Source organism: Aeromicrobium sp. REDSEA-S38_B2 (genome assembly GCF_001628525.1).
In the GTDB taxonomy this organism is placed as follows: domain Bacteria; phylum Actinomycetota; class Actinomycetes; order Propionibacteriales; family Nocardioidaceae; genus Aeromicrobium; species Aeromicrobium erythreum.
In genome coordinates this window covers 21,211-38,538 of sequence record NZ_LUNH01000048.1, presented here as the reverse complement: position 1 = coordinate 38,538, position 17,328 = coordinate 21,211, and the positions used below count along the sequence as shown (strand labels likewise).

The 17,328-nt window shown below is 74.3% G+C and carries 15 protein-coding genes and 1 pseudogene; 13 read left to right on the top strand and 3 right to left on the bottom strand.

Annotation, left to right across the window (positions count from 1 at the left end; all coding sequences use genetic code 11):
* The 3 genes from A6Q81_RS11230 to dusB form a co-directional block, all read left to right on the top strand.
* Positions 1-312, top strand: a 312-nt coding sequence (locus tag A6Q81_RS11230; protein ID WP_286690482.1) for a His/Gly/Thr/Pro-type tRNA ligase C-terminal domain-containing protein, incomplete at its 5' end; no start/stop codon positions are given.
* A 25-nt stretch (positions 313-337) separates the two neighbouring features.
* Entirely contained in the window at positions 338-970 is a 633-nt protein-coding gene (locus A6Q81_RS11225; protein ID WP_286690481.1) for a hypothetical protein, read from the top strand.
* Between the two features lie 168 nt (positions 971-1,138).
* A complete protein-coding gene (gene dusB, locus A6Q81_RS11220; protein ID WP_083516326.1) occupies positions 1,139-2,344 on the top strand; it encodes a tRNA dihydrouridine synthase DusB in 1,206 nt (401 codons plus the stop codon).
* Here the strand turns inward: dusB and A6Q81_RS11215 are convergent.
* A complete protein-coding gene (locus A6Q81_RS11215; protein ID WP_286690480.1) occupies positions 2,285-4,165 on the bottom strand; it encodes a PH domain-containing protein in 1,881 nt (626 codons plus the stop codon). The two genes, dusB and A6Q81_RS11215, sit on opposite strands and share 60 nt — an antisense overlap.
* 147 nt (positions 4,166-4,312) lie before the next feature.
* On the opposite strand from A6Q81_RS11215, the gene A6Q81_RS11210 reads away from it, so the two are divergent.
* The 4 genes from A6Q81_RS11210 (at position 4,313) to A6Q81_RS11195 (ending at position 9,339) form a co-directional block, all read left to right on the top strand.
* The gene (locus tag A6Q81_RS11210) at positions 4,313-4,513 is read left to right on the top strand and encodes a hypothetical protein (protein WP_067856552.1); all 201 of its coding nucleotides are present in this window, start codon (positions 4,313-4,315) and stop codon (positions 4,511-4,513) included.
* Positions 4,514-4,578: 65 nt separating this feature from the next.
* Positions 4,579-8,157 carry a chromosome segregation protein SMC gene (gene smc, locus A6Q81_RS11205; RefSeq protein WP_286690479.1) on the top strand — a complete coding sequence of 1,193 codons (3,579 nt, stop codon included), beginning with the start codon at positions 4,579-4,581 and terminating at the stop codon, positions 8,155-8,157.
* Positions 8,154-8,603: an acyl-CoA thioesterase gene (locus A6Q81_RS11200; protein WP_286690478.1), complete on the top strand. Its 450-nt coding sequence runs from the start codon at positions 8,154-8,156 to the stop codon at positions 8,601-8,603. The genes smc and A6Q81_RS11200 overlap by 4 nt, the downstream gene beginning before the upstream one ends.
* Before the next feature lie 40 nt (positions 8,604-8,643).
* Entirely contained in the window at positions 8,644-9,339 is a 696-nt protein-coding gene (locus A6Q81_RS11195) for a DUF4241 domain-containing protein (RefSeq protein ID WP_286690477.1), read from the top strand.
* 7 nt (positions 9,340-9,346) lie between these two features.
* Here A6Q81_RS11195 and A6Q81_RS11190 read toward each other — a convergent pair whose 3' ends face one another.
* Complete coding sequence (locus A6Q81_RS11190; RefSeq protein WP_286690476.1) at positions 9,347-10,243, bottom strand: M56 family metallopeptidase; 897 nt, start codon at positions 10,241-10,243, stop codon at positions 9,347-9,349.
* The gene (locus A6Q81_RS11185; RefSeq protein WP_067856566.1) at positions 10,240-10,626 is read right to left on the bottom strand and encodes a BlaI/MecI/CopY family transcriptional regulator; all 387 of its coding nucleotides are present in this window, start codon (positions 10,624-10,626) and stop codon (positions 10,240-10,242) included. Before A6Q81_RS11185 ends, A6Q81_RS11190 begins: the two co-directional genes overlap by 4 nt.
* 114 nt (positions 10,627-10,740) lie before the next feature.
* On the opposite strand from A6Q81_RS11185, the gene A6Q81_RS11180 reads away from it, so the two are divergent.
* The 6 genes and pseudogenes from A6Q81_RS11180 (at position 10,741) to ftsY (ending at position 17,327) form a co-directional block, all read left to right on the top strand.
* The gene (locus tag A6Q81_RS11180) at positions 10,741-12,168 is read left to right on the top strand and encodes a cytochrome ubiquinol oxidase subunit I (RefSeq protein WP_286690475.1); all 1,428 of its coding nucleotides are present in this window, start codon (positions 10,741-10,743) and stop codon (positions 12,166-12,168) included.
* A 31-nt stretch (positions 12,169-12,199) separates the two neighbouring features.
* Positions 12,200-13,118, top strand: a pseudogene (gene cydB / locus A6Q81_RS11175) (cytochrome d ubiquinol oxidase subunit II).
* Positions 13,119-13,127: 9 nt separating this feature from the next.
* Positions 13,128-14,789 carry a thiol reductant ABC exporter subunit CydD gene (cydD, locus tag A6Q81_RS11170; RefSeq protein ID WP_286690474.1) on the top strand — a complete coding sequence of 554 codons (1,662 nt, stop codon included), beginning with the start codon at positions 13,128-13,130 and terminating at the stop codon, positions 14,787-14,789.
* Complete coding sequence (locus A6Q81_RS11165; protein WP_286690473.1) at positions 14,786-15,100, top strand: hypothetical protein; 315 nt, start codon at positions 14,786-14,788, stop codon at positions 15,098-15,100. The genes cydD and A6Q81_RS11165 overlap by 4 nt, the downstream gene beginning before the upstream one ends.
* On the top strand, positions 15,097-16,149 hold the full coding sequence (locus A6Q81_RS11160; protein WP_286690472.1) for an amino acid ABC transporter ATP-binding/permease protein: 1,053 nt from the start codon (positions 15,097-15,099) through the stop codon (positions 16,147-16,149). Before A6Q81_RS11165 ends, A6Q81_RS11160 begins: the two co-directional genes overlap by 4 nt.
* Positions 16,146-17,327, top strand: coding sequence for a signal recognition particle-docking protein FtsY (gene ftsY, locus A6Q81_RS11155; RefSeq protein ID WP_067856573.1), 1,182 nt, complete (start codon positions 16,146-16,148; stop codon positions 17,325-17,327). Before A6Q81_RS11160 ends, ftsY begins: the two co-directional genes overlap by 4 nt.
* The last annotated feature ends 1 nt before the right edge of the window (position 17,328 follow it).

Below are 17,328 nucleotides of genomic sequence, written 5' to 3'. Positions count from 1 at the left end.
CTCGACCCGCGGCTCGCGCCGGCCAAGGCGGCCGTGCTGCCGCTGTCGCGCAACGAGCAGCTGTCGCCGACGGCCAAGGGCCTGGCGCAGGAGCTGCGCGGCTTCTGGAACGTGGAGTTCGACGACGCCGCCGCGATCGGCAAGCGGTACCGCCGCCAGGACGAGATCGGCACGCCGTTCTGCATCACGGTCGACTTCGACACCCTCGACGACCAGGCCGTCACGATCCGCGACCGCGACACCATGCAGCAGGAGCGGGTCGGCCTGACGCAGGTGCGCGAGTGGCTCGCGGCGCGTCTGCCCGGCTGCTGAACCGCCCTCGGGACACAATCGGGGCGTGAGCCTGCGCCCGGCACCCCGTTCCCGTCGCACGTCCCTCCGGGACGTCGCGCGGGTCCCGGTGCTGGCCGCACTGGCCGTCGGGCTGGTCGTGTCCGGGTGCTCGCGCTCCGACGGCGAGGCGCAGGCCGAGCCGGCACCGTCGCCGTCGGGCTTCGACGTCCCGGACGGCGTCACGCTGACCGACCCGGGCAGCAGGCTCGACGTCGGCGACGAGGGCACGGTCGTCATCGACCTCGGCGACGGTGCGGCGAGCGCCGTGACCGTCACGGTCGAGAAGGTGCGGCGCGGCTCGATCAAGGACTTCCGGTTCTTCACGCTCGACGAGCGGAGCCGCGACGCGACGCCGTACTACGTCGATGCGACGGTGCGCAACGACGGTCCCGCCGGCCTGGGCGGGTCGTCGCTGCCCCTGCTGGCGCACGCGGACGACGACGTCGTCTACCCGGCGAGCGAGCTGGTGGGGCGGTTCCGGCCGTGCCCGTCGTCGGCGCTGCCGAAGCGCTTCCTCGCCGGCGCCAGCGCCGACCTCTGCTTCATCTACCTGCTGCCACGGGGGACCTCGCTGCGCTCGGTCGACCTCCAGCCGGGCGATGCCGCGTCGGCTGTCCGGTGGCGCCCGAAGGACTGACCGGCACCCTGACGAGGGACCCGACGCGATGTTCTTTCTCGATCCTCAATGTTCTTTCTGCGCCGAGGTTCTCCCGCTCGGGTCGTGCCGGTCGTGGGGAGCGCACCAGGGCCGGCGTCCGACGACGGTCGGCGCCGGCCCTGCGTGCGTCTGGGACACTGGTGGGCGATGACCACCACCACGACCGCGACGACGATCGTCACGGAGCCAGGCACGCAGGGCTCGAGCGACGTCTTCCTCCCGCGCCCGCTGCGTCTCGGCGACCTCGAGGTCGAGGTGCCGGTCGTGCTCGCCCCGATGGCCGGTGTCACCAACGTCGCCTTCCGTCGTCTGTGCGCGGAGCAGGGCGCCGGGTTGTACGTCTGCGAGATGATCACGTCGCGCGGTCTGGTCGAGGGCGACGCGACGAGCCTGTCGATGCTGACCTTCGCCGACAACGAGTCGGTGCGCTCGGTGCAGCTGTACGGCGTCGACCCCGACGTGATGGGCCGCGCGGTCGAGGTGCTCTGCGCCGACCACGGCGTCGAGCACGTCGACCTCAACTTCGGCTGCCCGGTGCCGAAGATCACCCGCAAGGGCGGGGGCGCGGCGCTGCCGTGGAAGGCCAACCTGCTCGGTCGCATCCTGGAGTCGACGGTCGCCGCCGCGCAGCCGTACGGGGTCCCGGTGACCATGAAGACCCGCCTCGGCATCGACGAGGACCACCTGACCTACCTCGACGCGGGGCACATCGCCGAGGACGCCGGCTGCGCCGCGATCGCCCTGCACGCGCGCACCGCCGCCCAGCACTACTCCGGCCACGCGCGCTGGGAGACCATCGGCGAGCTGAAGGCCGCCGTCTCGATCCCGGTCCTCGGCAACGGCGACGTGTGGGAGGCCGGCGACGCCGTCCGCATGATGCAGAGCACCGGCTGCGACGGCGTCGTGGTCGGCCGAGGCTGCCTGGGTCGCCCGTGGCTCTTCCGCGACCTCGCCGCGGCGCTCGGCCCGTCGCCCGACGCGTCGGGGCCCGTGCTGCCGACCCTCGGCGAGGTCACCTCCGTGATGCGACGCCACGCCGAGCTGCTGGGCGACTGGCTGGGCGAGGAGCGCGGCTGCGTGGAGTTCCGCAAGCACGTCGCCTGGTACCTCAAGGGCTTCCCCGCAGGGTCGCGGGTGCGCAGCGAGCTCGGGGGCGTCTCCTCCTACGCCGCGCTCGACGCGCTGCTGGCCGACCTCGACCCCGACGAGCCGTACCCCGTGGCCGAGCTGGGCACACCGCGCGGCCGCCAGGGCAGCCCGCGCACGGTGGCCCTCCCTGACGGCTGGCTCAGCTCACGGGACCTCGTCGGCACCGTCGACGCCGGCGCCGAGGACGCGTCCAGCGGAGGCTGACCCCACGGTCGCCGTCTGCGCACGCTCGTCCCGCGCCACGTCGACGGCGCGCAGCACGACGCCGCGCGCCTGTGCCGCATCGACGTGGTGCACGTCGACGTCGACCGGTCCGTCGGGCGTGTGCAGCTCGACCGTGGCGAGGTCGCGCAGTCGCTGGAGCGGTCCCTGCCGCAGCGCGAACGACTGCACCTTCGCGTGCGGCGCGTGACTGGTGCGTCGGTGCAGCCACCCCGTGGTCGAGCTGGCGCGACGCCGGCCGAGGGACAACGAGCGGAACCGCCAGCCGACCGGTGCGAACGGCCAGGAGCGTCGGCTCGCGCGCACGGTGACGACCTCGTCGTCCGGGCCGGCGTCCTGCACGAGCTCGGCCACGAGGGCTGCGGCGAGCGCGCGGTCGGCGATCGGCAGCAGCGTCGTGTCGAGGTCGCCGTCGTCGGAGCCCGCCCGTCCGGCCACGTCGACCTCGAGCCGGCACCACCCCAGTCGGCGCCAGAGGACGGGCTCCACGACGGCCACGCCCTGGACCCGGGCGTACGGGATGGTCTGGGCCGTCAGCGAGAGCAGACCGCGCTCGATCCGCAGCCCGTGCGGCGTGCGCCAGAGGACGAAGCCCCACTCGGCGACCACGCGCCGTGCGACGACCTGTGCCGCCCAGGACAGCGCCGGCAGCACGCCACCGAGGACGACGAGCGGTGCGCCGAAGCCGAGCGCGGCGAGCAGGATCGCGACGAGCGCGGCCACCGCCGCCAGCAGGTCGAGGCTGAGCAGCGCGCCCAGCAGGGTGCGTTCCGGCGGCACGCGCGTGATGAGCTCACCACCGTCGTGGTCGGGCAGGGCGTCGTCGGGTCCGTCGCCCTGCGCGCCGTGCGCCCGCCGCAGCAGCAGACGACGCACGTCGCGCGCCTCGGCGAGCGGCAGGAAGCGCACGACGAGGCGCGACTCGTCGCCGCCGGCGAGGTCGACCCGCACCTCGGCGAGTCCGACCACCCGCGCGAGCAGCGGCTCCGCGACGTCGACGGACTGGATCCGCTCGAACGCGGCCCGGCGCGAGCGCCGCGTGAGGACGCCGCTGTCGATGCGCAGCTCCTCGTCGTCGACGACGAAGCGAGTGAACCACCACGACACGAGTCCGGCGAGCTCGCCGACCACGAGCCCGCCCCCGACGACGGCCAGCACCGCGACCCACCAGGGCACACCCTCCCAGCGGTCGCCCTGGAGGAACGAGGCGCCGAGGCCGACGACGGCCGCGCCCGCCCACAGCCCGCCCTGGACCACACCGGTCAGCGGATGCGTGCGGCGCCCGACCCGCAGCTCGGCCGCGGCGGCGGGGGCTCCGCCCGGCTCAGACCCCGGCATCGTGCGCCCGCCCGAGGTCGGTGAGCCGGTCGCGCAGGCGTCGGGCCTCGTGGTGCTCGCGGTGTGCAGGGTCACGCGGGTGATGCCGAGGCGGCGCTCGACGGGACCGGCCTCGACGTCGACGAACTGCACGCGTCCGTAGGGCACCACGACGAGCCGGCGGAACATGACCCCCGACGTCACGAGCAGGTCGTCCTGCGACTCCGCCCAGCCCCACGACCGGCGGTTCCGCTCGGCCCACCACCACAGCGCCGCGGCGGCCCCGAGCAGCACCACGGCGACCGCGGCGAGCAGCACGACCCAGCCGGTCGGGACGCCCGCGGCGGGGCCGAGCGCGGCCCCGGCGACGGCCACCACGCCGAGGACGGCGAGAGGTGCGGCGAGCACGAGGCGACGTCGCGTGGCGAGGGCGGGGGAGACCGGCGTCCAGGGCTCGGAGACCGGTCGGAAGAGGGACGCGTCCACGTCCGGCAGCCTAGGCCGTCGCCCGTCCTGGCGTGTTTGACCCGGGTCGGGGGACGGTGGGACACTCTGAGACGCAGCCGCCGCTGTACAACCGTCCCGCCGCCCGGCACCCGCGCCGGAGCCGCGATCTCCTGCGGAGGAACACCCATGGCCAAGGCCCTCGTCGGATTCGTCGGTGGACCCACCGTCGACCAGCTGCACGAGACCGCCCGACTCCGACGTCGGGTCGCTGACCTCGAGGCCGAGGTGCTGCGCCTCAACGTCGAGAACGACGGTCTGCTGCGCACCCTCGCCGAGCGTGTCGACGAGGTCACCGCCGGCGACCTGCTCGAGCCGCTCTCGCACTGAGTCCCCGGGAGGGGACGCCGCCGCGCGTCGGCGGTCGTGCCGCGCCGACGCACTAGGGTGATCGCGTGTACCTGAAGAGCCTCACGCTGCGCGGCTTCAAGTCGTTCGCGTCCAGCACCACGCTCGAGCTGGAGCCCGGCATCACGTGCGTCGTCGGGCCGAACGGCTCCGGCAAGTCCAACGTCGTCGACGCCCTCGCCTGGGTCATGGGCGAGCAGGGCGCGAAGTCGCTGCGCGGCGGCAAGATGGAGGACGTCATCTTCGCGGGCACGTCGGGACGCCCGCCGCTGGGTCGGGCCGAGGTCGTCCTGACCATCGACAACACCGACGGCGCCCTGCCCATCGAGTACAGCGAGGTCACGATCTCGCGCACGATGTTCCGCAACGGCGGCTCGGAGTACGCGATCAACGGCACCAGCTGCCGTCTGCTCGACGTGCAGGAGCTGCTGAGCGACTCCGGCATCGGCCGCGAGATGCACGTGATCGTGGGCCAGGGCCAGCTCGACTCCGTGCTGCGCGCGACGCCCGAGGACCGGCGCGGCTTCGTCGAGGAGGCGGCCGGCGTCCTCAAGCACCGCAAGCGCAAGGAGAAGGCGCTGCGCAAGCTCGACGCGACGCAGGGCAACCTCACGCGGCTGCAGGACGTGCTGACCGAGCTGCGCCGTCAGCTCAAGCCGCTCGGCCGCCAGGCCGAGGTGGCCCGCCGCGCGGTCACCATCCAGGCCGACGTGCGCGACGCCCGCGCCCGGCTGCTCGCCGACGACATCGTCACGGCCCGCACGACGATCGCCGAGGAGATGGCCGACGAGGCGGCGCTGAAGGAGCGCCGGGCCGCCGTCGAGCACGCCGTGGCCGCCGCGCGCCAGCAGGAGACCGAGCTCGAGGACCGGCTGCGCGAGGACTCGCCGGCACTGTCGGCCGCCCAGGAGACCTGGTACGCGCTGTCGGGCCTGCGGGAGCGGCTGCGCGGCACCTCCGGCCTCGCCACCGAGCGGGTGCGGCTGGCGGCCGTGGAGTCCGACGACCGGCCGACCGGCCGCGACCCCGAGGAGCTGGAGGCCGAGGCGCGTCGCGTCGAGGAGCAGCACCGCGCCATGACGACCTCGGTGGAGGAGGCGCGCGCCGCCCTCGAGGCGGTCGTCGCGGAGCGCACCGAGGCCGAGGCCACCTACGGCGAGGAGGAGCGTCGCGTCGCCGGTCTGCTGCGTGCGGCTGCCGACCGTCGGGAGGGGCTGGCGCGCCTGCGTGGCCAGGTCAACGCGCTCAAGAGCCGCGCCGAGGCCGCCGACGCCGAGGTCGAGCGGCTCGGTGCCGCCCGCGACGAGGCGCTGCGCCGTGCCGACGAGGCGCAGAAGGCGTTCGCGGCCCGCGAGGGCGAGATCGCCGGCCTGAGCCAGGGAGAGTCCGGGCTCGACGAGGAGCTGGAGGCCGCCGAGGCGGTGCTGGCCGACGTCGAGGGCCGCGCCCGGGAGCTGCAGGTCGCCGAGCAGGACGCGTCCCGCCGGCAGGCGGCGCTCGCGGCGCGTGTCGAGGCGCTGGAGACGGGCCTCGCACGCAAGGACGGCGCCGGCGCGCTGCTCGCCGCGTCCGACGAGATCAGCGGCCTGCTGGGATCCGTCGCGGCCCTGCTCACCGTGCGTCCCGGCTTCGAGGCGGCCATCGCCTCGGCCCTCGGGTCCGCCGCCGACGCGGTGGCCGTCGACCACGTCGACACCGCCGTCACCGCGATGGAGCTGCTGAAGTCCGAGGACCTCGGCCGCGCCGGTCTGCTGCTCGGCGGCGAGGCCGACGTCGACGACCGCGACTGGCCCGGTCTGCCCGAGGGCGCGACCTACGCGGTCGACGTGGTCGAGCCGCCCGCCACGCTCGTCGCGGCGCTGCGCCGGCTGCTCTTCAAGGTGGCCGTGGTCGACGACCTCGCCGCGGCACGTGCCCTGGTCGCCCAGGCGTCCGACGTGACCGCCGTGACCCGCGAGGGCGACGTGCTGGGGGCTCACTTCGCCTCGGGCGGGTCGAGCTCGCAGCAGAGCCTGCTCGAGGTGCAGGCGGCGATCGACCAGGCCCGTGAGGAGCTCGAGGCGGCCGAGCGCGCGCTCGAGACGCTGCGCTTCGACGGCCAGCGCGTGGCGCAGGAGCGGATCGCGGCACAGGAGCGGGTCGACGCGGCGCTGGAGCGTCTGCACGAGTCCGACGCCGAGATGTCGGCGGTCGCGGAGTCGCTCGGCCAGCTCGGGTCCACGGCCCGCGCGGCGAAGGGCGAGGCGGAGCGGCTCACGGCCGCGATCGCCGCCGCCCAGGAGGCCCACGAGCGCGACCTCGGCGGCCTGGCCGACCTGGAGGTGCGGCTGGCGCAGGCCGAGGAGGCACCCGACGAGGAGCCCGACACGTCGGCGCTCGAGACGCTGGCCGAGCGGGCGTCGACGGCCCGCCGGGCCGAGACCGACGCGCGGCTCGCCCTGCGCACCAACGAGGAGCGGGCCCGGGCGCTCGAGGGCCAGGCGACCGCGCTCGTGGCCTCGGCCGCGGCGGAGCGCGAGGCACGCATCCAGGCCCGGCTGCGCCGGGAGCAGCAGCTGCGCGAGGCCGAGACGGCGCGGGCGGTGCTCGCGGTCGGCGACGTCGCGCTGGCCCGGCTCGAGACGACGCTCGCGGAGGCAGCGGCGCTGCGCTCGAGGATCGAGCAGTCGCGCACGGGTCGCGAGAGCGAGCTCCGCGACGTCCGCGCCCGGCTGCGCAGCCTGTCCGAGGAGCTGCAGGGACTCACGACGTCGGTGCACCGCGACGAGATGGCGCGGGCCGAGCAGCGGCTGCGGCTCGAGGCGCTGGAGGCGCGCGCCCTCGAGGAGCTCGGCATCGAGGTCGAGGCGCTCGTCGCGGAGTACGGTCCGGACCAGCCCGTGCCCCCGACCTCCGAGGAGGTGCAGGGCGAGTCCAGCGACGACACCGCAGAGACCGACGAGGCGCTGCAGGGCCGGCCGTACGACCGGACCGAGCAGACGAAGCGGCTGCGGGCCGCGGAGCGGGCCATGGCCATGCTCGGCAAGGTCAACCCGCTCGCGCTGGAGGAGTTCTCGGCACTCGAGGAGCGCCACCAGTTCCTGTCCGAGCAGCTCGACGACCTCAAGCGGACCCGGCAGGACCTGCTCGACATCGTCGCCGACGTCGACGAGCGCGTGCAGCAGGTGTTCAGCGAGGCCTGGGTCGACGTGTCGGCGGCGTTCGAGGACGTGTTCTCGCGCCTGTTCCCGGGCGGCGAGGGTCGTCTCCTGCTCACCGACCCCGACGACATGCTGACCACCGGCATCGACGTCGAGGCACGGCCGCCAGGCAAGAAGGTCAAGCGGCTGTCGCTGCTGTCCGGCGGTGAGCGCTCGCTCGTCGCCGTCGCGTTCCTGGTGGCCCTGTTCAAGGCCCGCCCGAGCCCGTTCTACATCCTCGACGAGGTCGAGGCCGCGCTCGACGACACCAACCTGGGCCGCCTGCTCGAGATCTACGAGGAGCTGCGCGCCAACTCCCAGCTCATCGTCATCACCCACCAGAAGCGGACGATGGAGGTCGGCGACGCGCTCTACGGCGTCTCGATGCGGGGCGACGGTGTCACCACCGTCATCAGCCAGCGGCTGCGCGAGGAGGAGACCGCGTGAGCGGGCCGGAGCGGACCGAGCCCCGACGCGCCGACTTCCCGGTGCTGCGCCGCATCACGACGCGGTGGGCGGACGAGGACGTCTACGGGCACGTCAACAACGTCGTCTACTACTCCTACTTCGACACCGCGGTGAACGGCTACCTCATCGAGCGGGCCCACGAGCTGGACGGCGTCGACCCCCGCACGCTCGACGCCTACGGCGTCGTCGCGGAGACCGGCTGCCGCTTCCTGCGCGAGCTGCGCTTCCCCGCCGACGTCGAGGCCGGCCTGCGCGTGACGCGGCTCGGCACGTCGAGCGTCGTGTACGAGATCGGCCTGTTCCAGGGCGAGTCCGACGAGCCGGCAGCGGTCGGGCGGTTCGTGCACGTGTACGTCTCGGGCGCCGACCGCACGGTCACCCCGGTGCCCGACGTCGTGCGCGCCGCGCTGGCCCCGCTCACCTGAGCGTGGCGGGGCGCCCCCGGCGCCTGGCAGGCTGGACGCCATGGACCTGCAGCACTTCCACGCCCTGCGCACCGGCGTCGTCGAGACCGACGACGGCCCTCGGACCCTGACCGTGGAGCGGCTCGGGGTGCTGCGGCTCCCGAGCGGGCGGCTCGAGGTGAGCGACTCCCTCGTGAACCTGGGGGAGGGCGTGCTGGTCGACGTGCCCGGGGGCGACCACCCCGTGGCGATGACCCTGGCCGACGTCTCCGACGCGCAGGACGGCTCGCACGTGCGGGTGGCGTACCTGTCGCTCGTGCTGGCCGAGGGCGAGCCCGCCGTCGTGGAGCGGGCCGCCGCGCGCGACGTCCCCGTCGACGCGGGCGTGGTGGGGTTCGCCGACGCCGAGAGCGTCGAGCGCGGCATGCCGGAGGACCGCTCGACCTGGTACGACGAGGTCTTCGACGGCTGGATCGAGCTGCTGCACTACCCCGACGACGGCGTCCACCGCCACGGCATCGACGTCCGGCTTCCCCGGGCGACGGCGGGGGAGAACGTCGTGCTGTCGACCGCGGGCTGGGGCGACGGCGTCTACCGCGTCTGGCGGACCCTGGCCGCCGACGGCTCGCTCCTGGGCGTGCACGTCGACCTCGACGTCGTCGACGTGCAGGACGACGAGCCCGCGCCGCCGGCGGCGTCTGCCGAGGAGCCGGAGCCGGCCACCGGCGGCTTCCTGCGTCGGCTGTTTCGGCGCTGAGCGCAGCTCAGCGCGTGAGCAGCACCTCGACGGCGTGGTAGAGCCACGGCACCGCCACGAAGACCGTCGGCACGACGAGGACGACGGCCGAGACGACGCCGGACGCGACCGCCGAGGCACGCCGCGCACTCCGTGAGGCGGGGTCGCGCAGCCGCTCGAGGCGCACCAGCGCGTCGCTGCCCGCCCCGAGCGCGCCGGCCGGCGTGGAGCCACCGGCGAGCGCGACGATCGCCCGCGCGAGCGGACGGTCGCCCGTGACCCGGCGTGCGGCGTCGTCGGCCATGAGCTCGACCATCACCTGGCTCTGGCGCAACGGGGCATCGGTGCGCAGGACGCGGGGGAAGGCGCGGTGCAGGACGCCGAAGGCCTCGAGCACGAGGTCGTGCCGCGTGCGCACGTGCGAGCGCTCGTGCTCGAGCACCGCCCGCAGCGCCTCGTCGTCGAGCGAGGCCACGGCGCCGCTGGAGATGACGACGCGCGGGTCGCGCAGCCGAGGGATGCAGTAGGCGACCGGCGTCTGCTCGGCCAGCACGCGCACGGCGGGCAGGGCGCCGTGCGGCTCGCCCAGCAGGTCGACGAGCTCGCGGTGCCGCGCACGGCGCTGCGAGGTCTCCCGCCACACCTGCCAGGCGGCCCACCAGAAGCGCGCCCAGACGAGGACGCCGATCCCCATGATCAGGACGTGCAGCACCACCCGCCACGGCGCGGGGTCGGGGTCGGTCACGAGCCAGAGCGCGGTGGACAGCGCGGCGCCGGAGATGGCGAGGACGGCCGCGAGCGCGAGCGACTGCCAGAGCACGATGCCGGCGGCGGGTGCGAGCCGGGGCCACGCCGCGCGCGAGAGCAGCGCGGGGACCGGGAGGGCCAGCGCGAGGCCGATCGCGCCGAGCAGCAGGGGCGTCATGGCGTGCCCGGTGCCTCGATCTCCTCCAGCGCCGCGCGCAGGGCCGCGGCCTCGGCCGGGTCGACCGTGCGCGCGAAGTGCACGAGCGCGGCGGTGCGGTCGCCCGAGCTGTCGAGCGTGGCGTTCAGGAGCTCGGCTGTGGCGGCCTCGCGGGAGAGCGCCGCGGTGTACCGGAACGCCCGCCCGTCGCGCTCGCGGCTCACCATCTCCTTGGCGCCGAGCCGGTCGAGCACCGTCATGACGGTCGTGTAGGCGAGGTCGGCGGACCCGCCGGCCTCGAGCTGCTCCTGCACCTCGCGGACGGTCAAGGCGCTGGTGGCACGCCAGAGGACGTCCATGACGGAGCGCTCGAGGGAGCCGAGGGAGCGGGAGGACGGGGGCATGTGACCTAATCTACTACGCGATGTAGGAGTTTGGCTTGCCGGGACGACGCCGCGAGTCCTACGCTCGGTAGTAGTTACTACGAGACGTAGTAGTTCACGCAGCGGAGGCGTCGCATGGAAGCGCTCGACATCGCCCGGTGGCAGTTCGGCATCACGACCGTCTACCACTTCTTCTTCGTCCCGGTCACGATCGGGCTGGTCTTCCTCGTCGCCATGCTGCAGACCGCGTGGCACCGCACGGGGAACGAGAAGTACCTCCGGCTCACGCGCTTCTACGGCAAGCTCTTCCTGATCAACTTCGCGCTCGGCATCGCGACGGGCATCGTCCAGGAGTTCCAGTTCGGCATGAACTGGAGCGACTACTCGCGGTTCGTCGGCGACGTCTTCGGGGCGCCGCTGGCCATCGAGGGCCTGCTGGCGTTCTTCCTGGAGTCGACCTTCCTCGGTCTCTGGATCTTCGGCTGGGACCGGCTCAAGCCGGCCGTCCACCTGGCGTGCATCTGGCTCGCGGCGATCGGCACCGTGCTCTCGGCCTACTTCATCCTGGCCGCCAACTCGTTCATGCAGAACCCGGTGGGCTACCGCATGGACGAGGAGTCCGGCCGGGCCGAGCTCACGGACTTCTGGGCGGTCATGACCAACAAGGTCGTGCTCGTCACCTTCCCGCACACGATCTTCGCGTGCTTCATGGTCGGCGGTGCCGTGGTCGCCGGCGTCGGGCTCTGGCAGATGCTGCGCGGTCCACGTCGCGAGGACGAGGAGGAGCGCGAGGCCTTCCGGACCGCCGTGCGCCTCGGCGCCGTCGTGCTGCTCGTCGCCGGCGCCGGCACGATGGTCTCCGGCGACTTCCAGGGCAAGGTCATGACCGAGGTGCAGCCGATGAAGATGGCGGCGGCCGAGGGGCTGTACGAGGACGAGGCCCCCGCGTCGTTCTCCCTGCTGACCGTCGGCACCCTCGACGGCAGCGAGCCGCTGTTCGAGGTCAAGATCCCGCGGCTCCTGTCGTTCCTGGGCACCGGCACCTGGGACGGCGAGGTCCGCGGCATCGACTCCCTCCAGGAGGAGTACGAGCAGCGGTTCGGACCCGGCGACTACGCGCCGAACATCCCGGTGACCTACTGGACGTTCCGCGCGATGATCACCGCGGGTGGACTCGCCATGGTCGGTGGCGCGTGGCTGCTCTGGGCGACCCGACGCCGGCGCCTGCCGTCGCTCGCGACGTGGGAGGGTCGCTGGCTGCTGCGCACCGCCGTCGCCCTGCCGTTCCTCCCGCTCGCGGCGAGCTCGTTCGGGTGGATCTTCACCGAGATGGGCCGCCAGCCCTGGGTCGTGTTCGGGCTCATGGAGACCTCGGCCGGGGTGTCGCCGGGTGTCAGCGCGGGGGAGGCCCTGACGACGCTCGTCGGCTTCACCGCGCTGTACGCGGCGCTCGCCGTCGTCGAGTTCCGCCTCCTGCTCACCTACATCCGCAAGGGCCTGCCCGACGCCGACCCGCCCCAGCTCGTCGACGACCCGGACGCGCCGCTCGCGTTCGCCTACTGACCCGCCCCACCCCCTGCACCAGGAGACCGTCATGGAGCTCACCACCGTCTGGTTCGTGCTCATCGCCGTGCTGTGGATCGGCTACCTCGTGCTCGAGGGGTTCGACTTCGGCGTCGGCATGCTCACCGCCGTGCTGGCCCGCGACGAGAAGGAGCGCCGCGTGCTGCTGAACACCATCGGCCCGGTGTGGGACGGCAACGAGGTGTGGCTCATCGTCGCCGGCGGGGCCACGTTCGCGGCGTTCCCGGAGTGGTACGCCACGTTGTTCAGCGGCTTCTACCTGCCGCTCTTCGTCATCCTCGTCGCCCTCATCCTGCGCATCGTCGCGCTGGAGTACCGCAGCAAGCGTCCCGCGATGGTCTGGAAGCGTCGCTGCGACGTCGGCATCCTCATCGGGTCGGTGGTGCCCGCGGTGCTGTGGGGCGTGGCGCTGGCCAACCTGGTGCGCGGCGTGCCGATCGACGCCGACAAGGAGTTCGTCGGCTCCGTCGTCGACCTGCTGAACCCGTACGCGCTGCTCGGCGGTCTCGTCACCCTCACCGTGTTCCTCGTGCACGGCGCCGTCTTCGTCGGCCTGAAGACGGTCGGCGACATCCGCGAGCGGGCGCGCGTCCTGGCACTGCGGGTGGGGGTCGTCGCGGCGGTGCTCGCCACGGTCGGCCCGGCGCGAGGGCTGGGCCTTCGTCGGCACGGCGCTGTCGATCGCCGCGGTGGTGGTCATGCTCTTCACGGCGCTGTTCCCCGACGTCATGGTCTCCTCGCTCGACCCGTCCTGGAGCCTCACGACGACGAACGCGGCGTCGACGCCGTACACGCTGACGATCATGACCTGGGTCGCGGCGGCCTTCACGCCCCTGGTCGTCGGCTACCAGGCGTGGTCGTACTGGGTGTTCCGGCGGCGGATCGGGACGCACCACATCCCTGACGACGTCCTCGCGCCGACCTCCTGAGCCGCGCGGATGAGACCCCTCGACCCCCGGCTGCTGCGCCGGTCCCGACCCGTGCGGCGCTTCCTCGTCGCCACCGTGCTGCTCGGCCTGGTGGCTGCGGTCGCCGTCGTCGGTCAGGCCTGGCTGCTCTCGGCCACCGTCGTCGCCCTCGTCGACGGCGTCGCGCCGACCTCCGTCGCCGCGACCACCGCGGCACTCGCGGGCGTCGTGGCGGCGCGCGGCGTGCTCGCGTGGGCGCACGCGACCACGGGCACCCGAGCCGCGGCGGCGGTCAAGGCCGGGCTGCGCCACGACCTCGTCGACGCCGTGCTCGACCAGCGCCGCACCGGCCCCGCGCCGTCGAGCGCACGCGTCGCCACGCTGCTCGACACGGGTCTCGACGCCCTCGACGGCTACGTGGCCCGCTTCCTGCCGCAGGTGGTGCTGACCGCGCTGGTGCCGGGCGCCGTGGTCCTCACGCTGCTCGCCGTCGACCCGCTGTCGGCGCTGATCGTCGTGCTCACGCTGCCGCTCGTGGTGACCTTCCTCGTCCTCGTCGGCATGGTGACGCGCGACCGCCTCGACGGCCGCTGGGCCGAGCTGCAGCGGCTCGGCCGCCACTTCTCCGACGTGCTCGCCGGGCTGACCGTGCTGACGGGCTTCGGGCGCGACTCCGGCCGCGGCCTCCGCGAGGTGGGGGAGCGGCACCGTCGCGCCACCATGGCCTCGCTGCGCACCGCGTTCCTGTCCTCGTTCGTGCTCGAGCTCTTCTCGACGCTGTCCGTCGCGCTCGTGGCGGTGGCGGCCGGTCTGCGGCTCGTGACCGGCGACCTCGACCTCGCGACCGGGCTGCTCGTCATCGTGCTCGCGCCGGAGGCGTACCTCCCGCTGCGTCGGCTCGGCACGCTCTTCCACGACAGCACCCAGGGCCTGGCGGCGGCCGACGAGGCCCTCACGCTCCTCGACGGCGAACGGCGGACCGGCCACCTGGTGGTCGAGGGTCCCGCGCCGGTCGAGGTGCGCGACCTGGTCGTCGTCCACCCAGGTCGCGAGCGGCCCGCCCTCGCGCTGCCAGGACTGACGCTGCAGCCGGGGGAGTTCGTCGCCGTGACGGGACCGTCCGGTGCCGGCAAGTCGACGCTGCTCGCCGTGCTGCTCGGCTTCGCGCTGCCCACGAGCGGCTCCGTGCGGGTCGGCGGCGTGCCCGTGGTCGAGCTCGACCCGGACGCGTGGCGGCGGCAGGTGGCCTGGGTCCCGCAGGACCCGCACCTGCTGGCCGGCACCGTCGCGGACAACGTCCGGCTCGGCCACCCGGCCGCCTCGGACGAGGCTGTGCGGTCGGCGCTCGTCGACGCAGGAGCGGCCGACCTCGCTCCCCGACGCGAGGTCGGCGAGCAGGGACAGGCGCTGTCGGCGGGGGAGCGGCGTCGCGTCGCGGTCGCCCGGGCGCTCCTGCGGGTGCGCGACGGCGGAGCCTGGCTCGTGCTGATGGACGAGCCGACCGCCGGTCTCGACGCCGAGCGCGAGAGCACCGTCCTCGGGACGCTGTGCCGCCTGCAGGAGTCGGGCGACGTGACGGTGCTCGTCGTCGCCCACCGCGCCGAGACCGTGGCGGCGGCGTCGCGGGAGCTGCGCGTCGACCGCCCGGTCGAGGTGGTCCAGGCCGGGCCGGCAGGAGAGGTGACCCCGTGAGCCGCCGGTCGCGCCTGCTGGCATCGTCGCGCACCCGGCTCGCCGCGGGTGGCGCGCTCGGCGTGCTCGCGCAGCTGAGCTCGCTCGGGCTGCTGCTGACGTCGGGCTGGCTGGTCGTGCGCGCGGCGGAGCAGCCACCGGTGCTCTACCTCATCGTCGCCGTCACCTCGGTGCGGATGTTCGGGGTCGCGCGCGCCGCGCTGCGCTACGCCGAGCGGCTGCTGACCCACGACGCTGCCCTCGCCCGCGGGATCGACCACCGCGTGCGGTCCTACGAGGGAGCGCACCGACGGCGCTCTCGCCCGACGTGACCGAGCTCGTGCTGGCGGCACCCGACCTCGTCGCCTACGCGTCCGCGCGAGGCCGTGACGTCCGGGCGCACGCCGCCGTCGACGCGCTCGCCCGTCAGGACCGGCGACGAGCCTGGGCCGGAGGTCTCGGCTCGCTCGTGGTGCTCGTCTCCTGCGCGGCCTGCGTGCTCGCGACCGCGCTGCTCACGGCCGACGCAGGCCTCACCGGTCCGCTCGTCGGCGTGCTGCTCCTCGCGCCGGTCGGGCTGGTCGACGTGCTGGACGCCGTGGCGGAGGCCGAGCGGCTGCGACCGCGCGTGCAGGCCGCGCGCCGCAGGCTCGTCGCGCTCGAGGGGGGCAGCGACCCGATGCCGGCCCCCCTCGACGGTACGCGCCGGCCCGACGGCTTCGCCCTGGACCTGCAGGACGTCACGCTCGGCTGGGACGCCGACCTCGTCGAGCACCTCACCGTGCACGTGCCCGAGGGCGCGCGGGTGGTCGTCACCGGCCCCAGCGGGTCGGGCAAGAGCACGCTCGCGGCCACGCTGTCCCGGTTGGTCGCGGCCCGGAGCGGCACGGTGCGGCTGGGCGGCGTCGACCTGCTCGACCTCGACCGCGAGCAGGTGCGCGCCGTGGTCGGCTGGATGCAGCAGGACACCGTGCTGTTCGACACCACGGTGCGCGAGAACCTGCGCGTCGCCGACCCCCGCGCCGACGACGCCACGCTGTGGCGCGCGCTCGGCCGCGTCCGGCTCGCCGACACGGTCGCCTCGTGGCCCGACGGGCTCGACACCGTGCTCGGCGAGGACGGGTCGCGCGTCTCCGGCGGGGAGCGGCAGCGGCTCGGTCTCGCCCGCATGCTGCTGGCGGGACACCGCGTCCTCGTGCTGGACGAGCCGACCGAGCACCTCGACGGCGAGACCGCCCGCGCCCTGCTCGACGACGTCGACGCCCTGGCGCCCGAGCACACCGTCGTCGTCGTGTCGCACGCCCCGGAGGTCGTCGCGCGGTACCCGCAGCGGGTCGACCTGCGGCCGTCGCCGGTCCGACGTCCTAGGGTGGTCCGGTGACCAACACCGAGCTGCTCGTCGCCCTCATCGCCGTCGCCGTCGTCGTCCTCGGCGGCGGCGCCGCCCTCCTCGTGCGCCGTGGTCGGGGCGAGCTGCCGCCCCCGCGCGACCTCGACGCGATCACCGAGGAGTACATCGAGCACCCGGAGCACCCGGAGCCCCACCTCCCGTCGGAGGACGAGGAACCGCCGTTCGAGGAGGTCCCGGCCGACGAGAAGGACCAGCCGACCGCCCCGACGACCACCGTCGAGCGGCCGGAGCCGGCGCAGGGCCGCCTGGTGCGCCTGCGCGCGAGGCTGGCCCGCTCCAACTCCTCGCTCGGTCGCGGCCTCCTCGCGGTGCTCGGCCGGGCCGACCTCGACGACGCCGCCTGGGAGGAGCTCGAGGACACGCTCCTTGCCGCCGACGTGGGTGTCGGTCCGACGACCGAGCTCGTCGACCGGCTCCGCACGCGGGTGCGCGTCGAGGGCATCACCGACCCCGAGGCCGCGCGCCGGGCGTTGCGCGAGGAGCTCGTCGCGCTCGTCGACCCGACCCTCGACCGCTCGCTCGCGCTGCAGGGCCCTGAGGGCACGCCCGGCGTCGTGCTCGTCGTGGGCGTCAACGGCACCGGCAAGACCACGACGGTCGGCCGGCTCGCCCGCGTGCTCGTCGCCGAGGACCGCACCGTCGTGCTCGGCGCGGCCGACACGTTCCGCGCCGCCGCGGCCGACCAGCTCAGCACGTGGGGCCAGCGCGTCGGCGTCGACGTCGTGCGCGGTCCCGAGGGCGGCGACCCCGCCAGCGTCGGCTTCGACACCGTCAAGCAGGGCCTCGAGACCGGTGCCGACGTCGTCGTCATCGACACGGCCGGTCGCCTGCACACGAAGGCGGGCCTGATGGACGAGCTGGGCAAGGTCAAGCGCGTGGCCGAGAAGCAGGCACCCGTCACCGAGGTGCTGCTCGTCATCGACGCGACCACCGGCCAGAACGGCCTGCGCCAGGCCCAGGTGTTCGGCGAGGTCGTCAAGGTCACCGGCGTGGTGCTCACCAAGCTCGACGGCACGGCCAAGGGCGGCATCGTCGTCGCCGTCCAGCGCGAGCTCGGCGTCCCGGTCAAGTACGTCGGTCTCGGCGAAGGGGCCGACGACCTCGCGCCGTTCGACGCCGAGGAGTTCGTCGACGCGCTGCTGGCGTGAG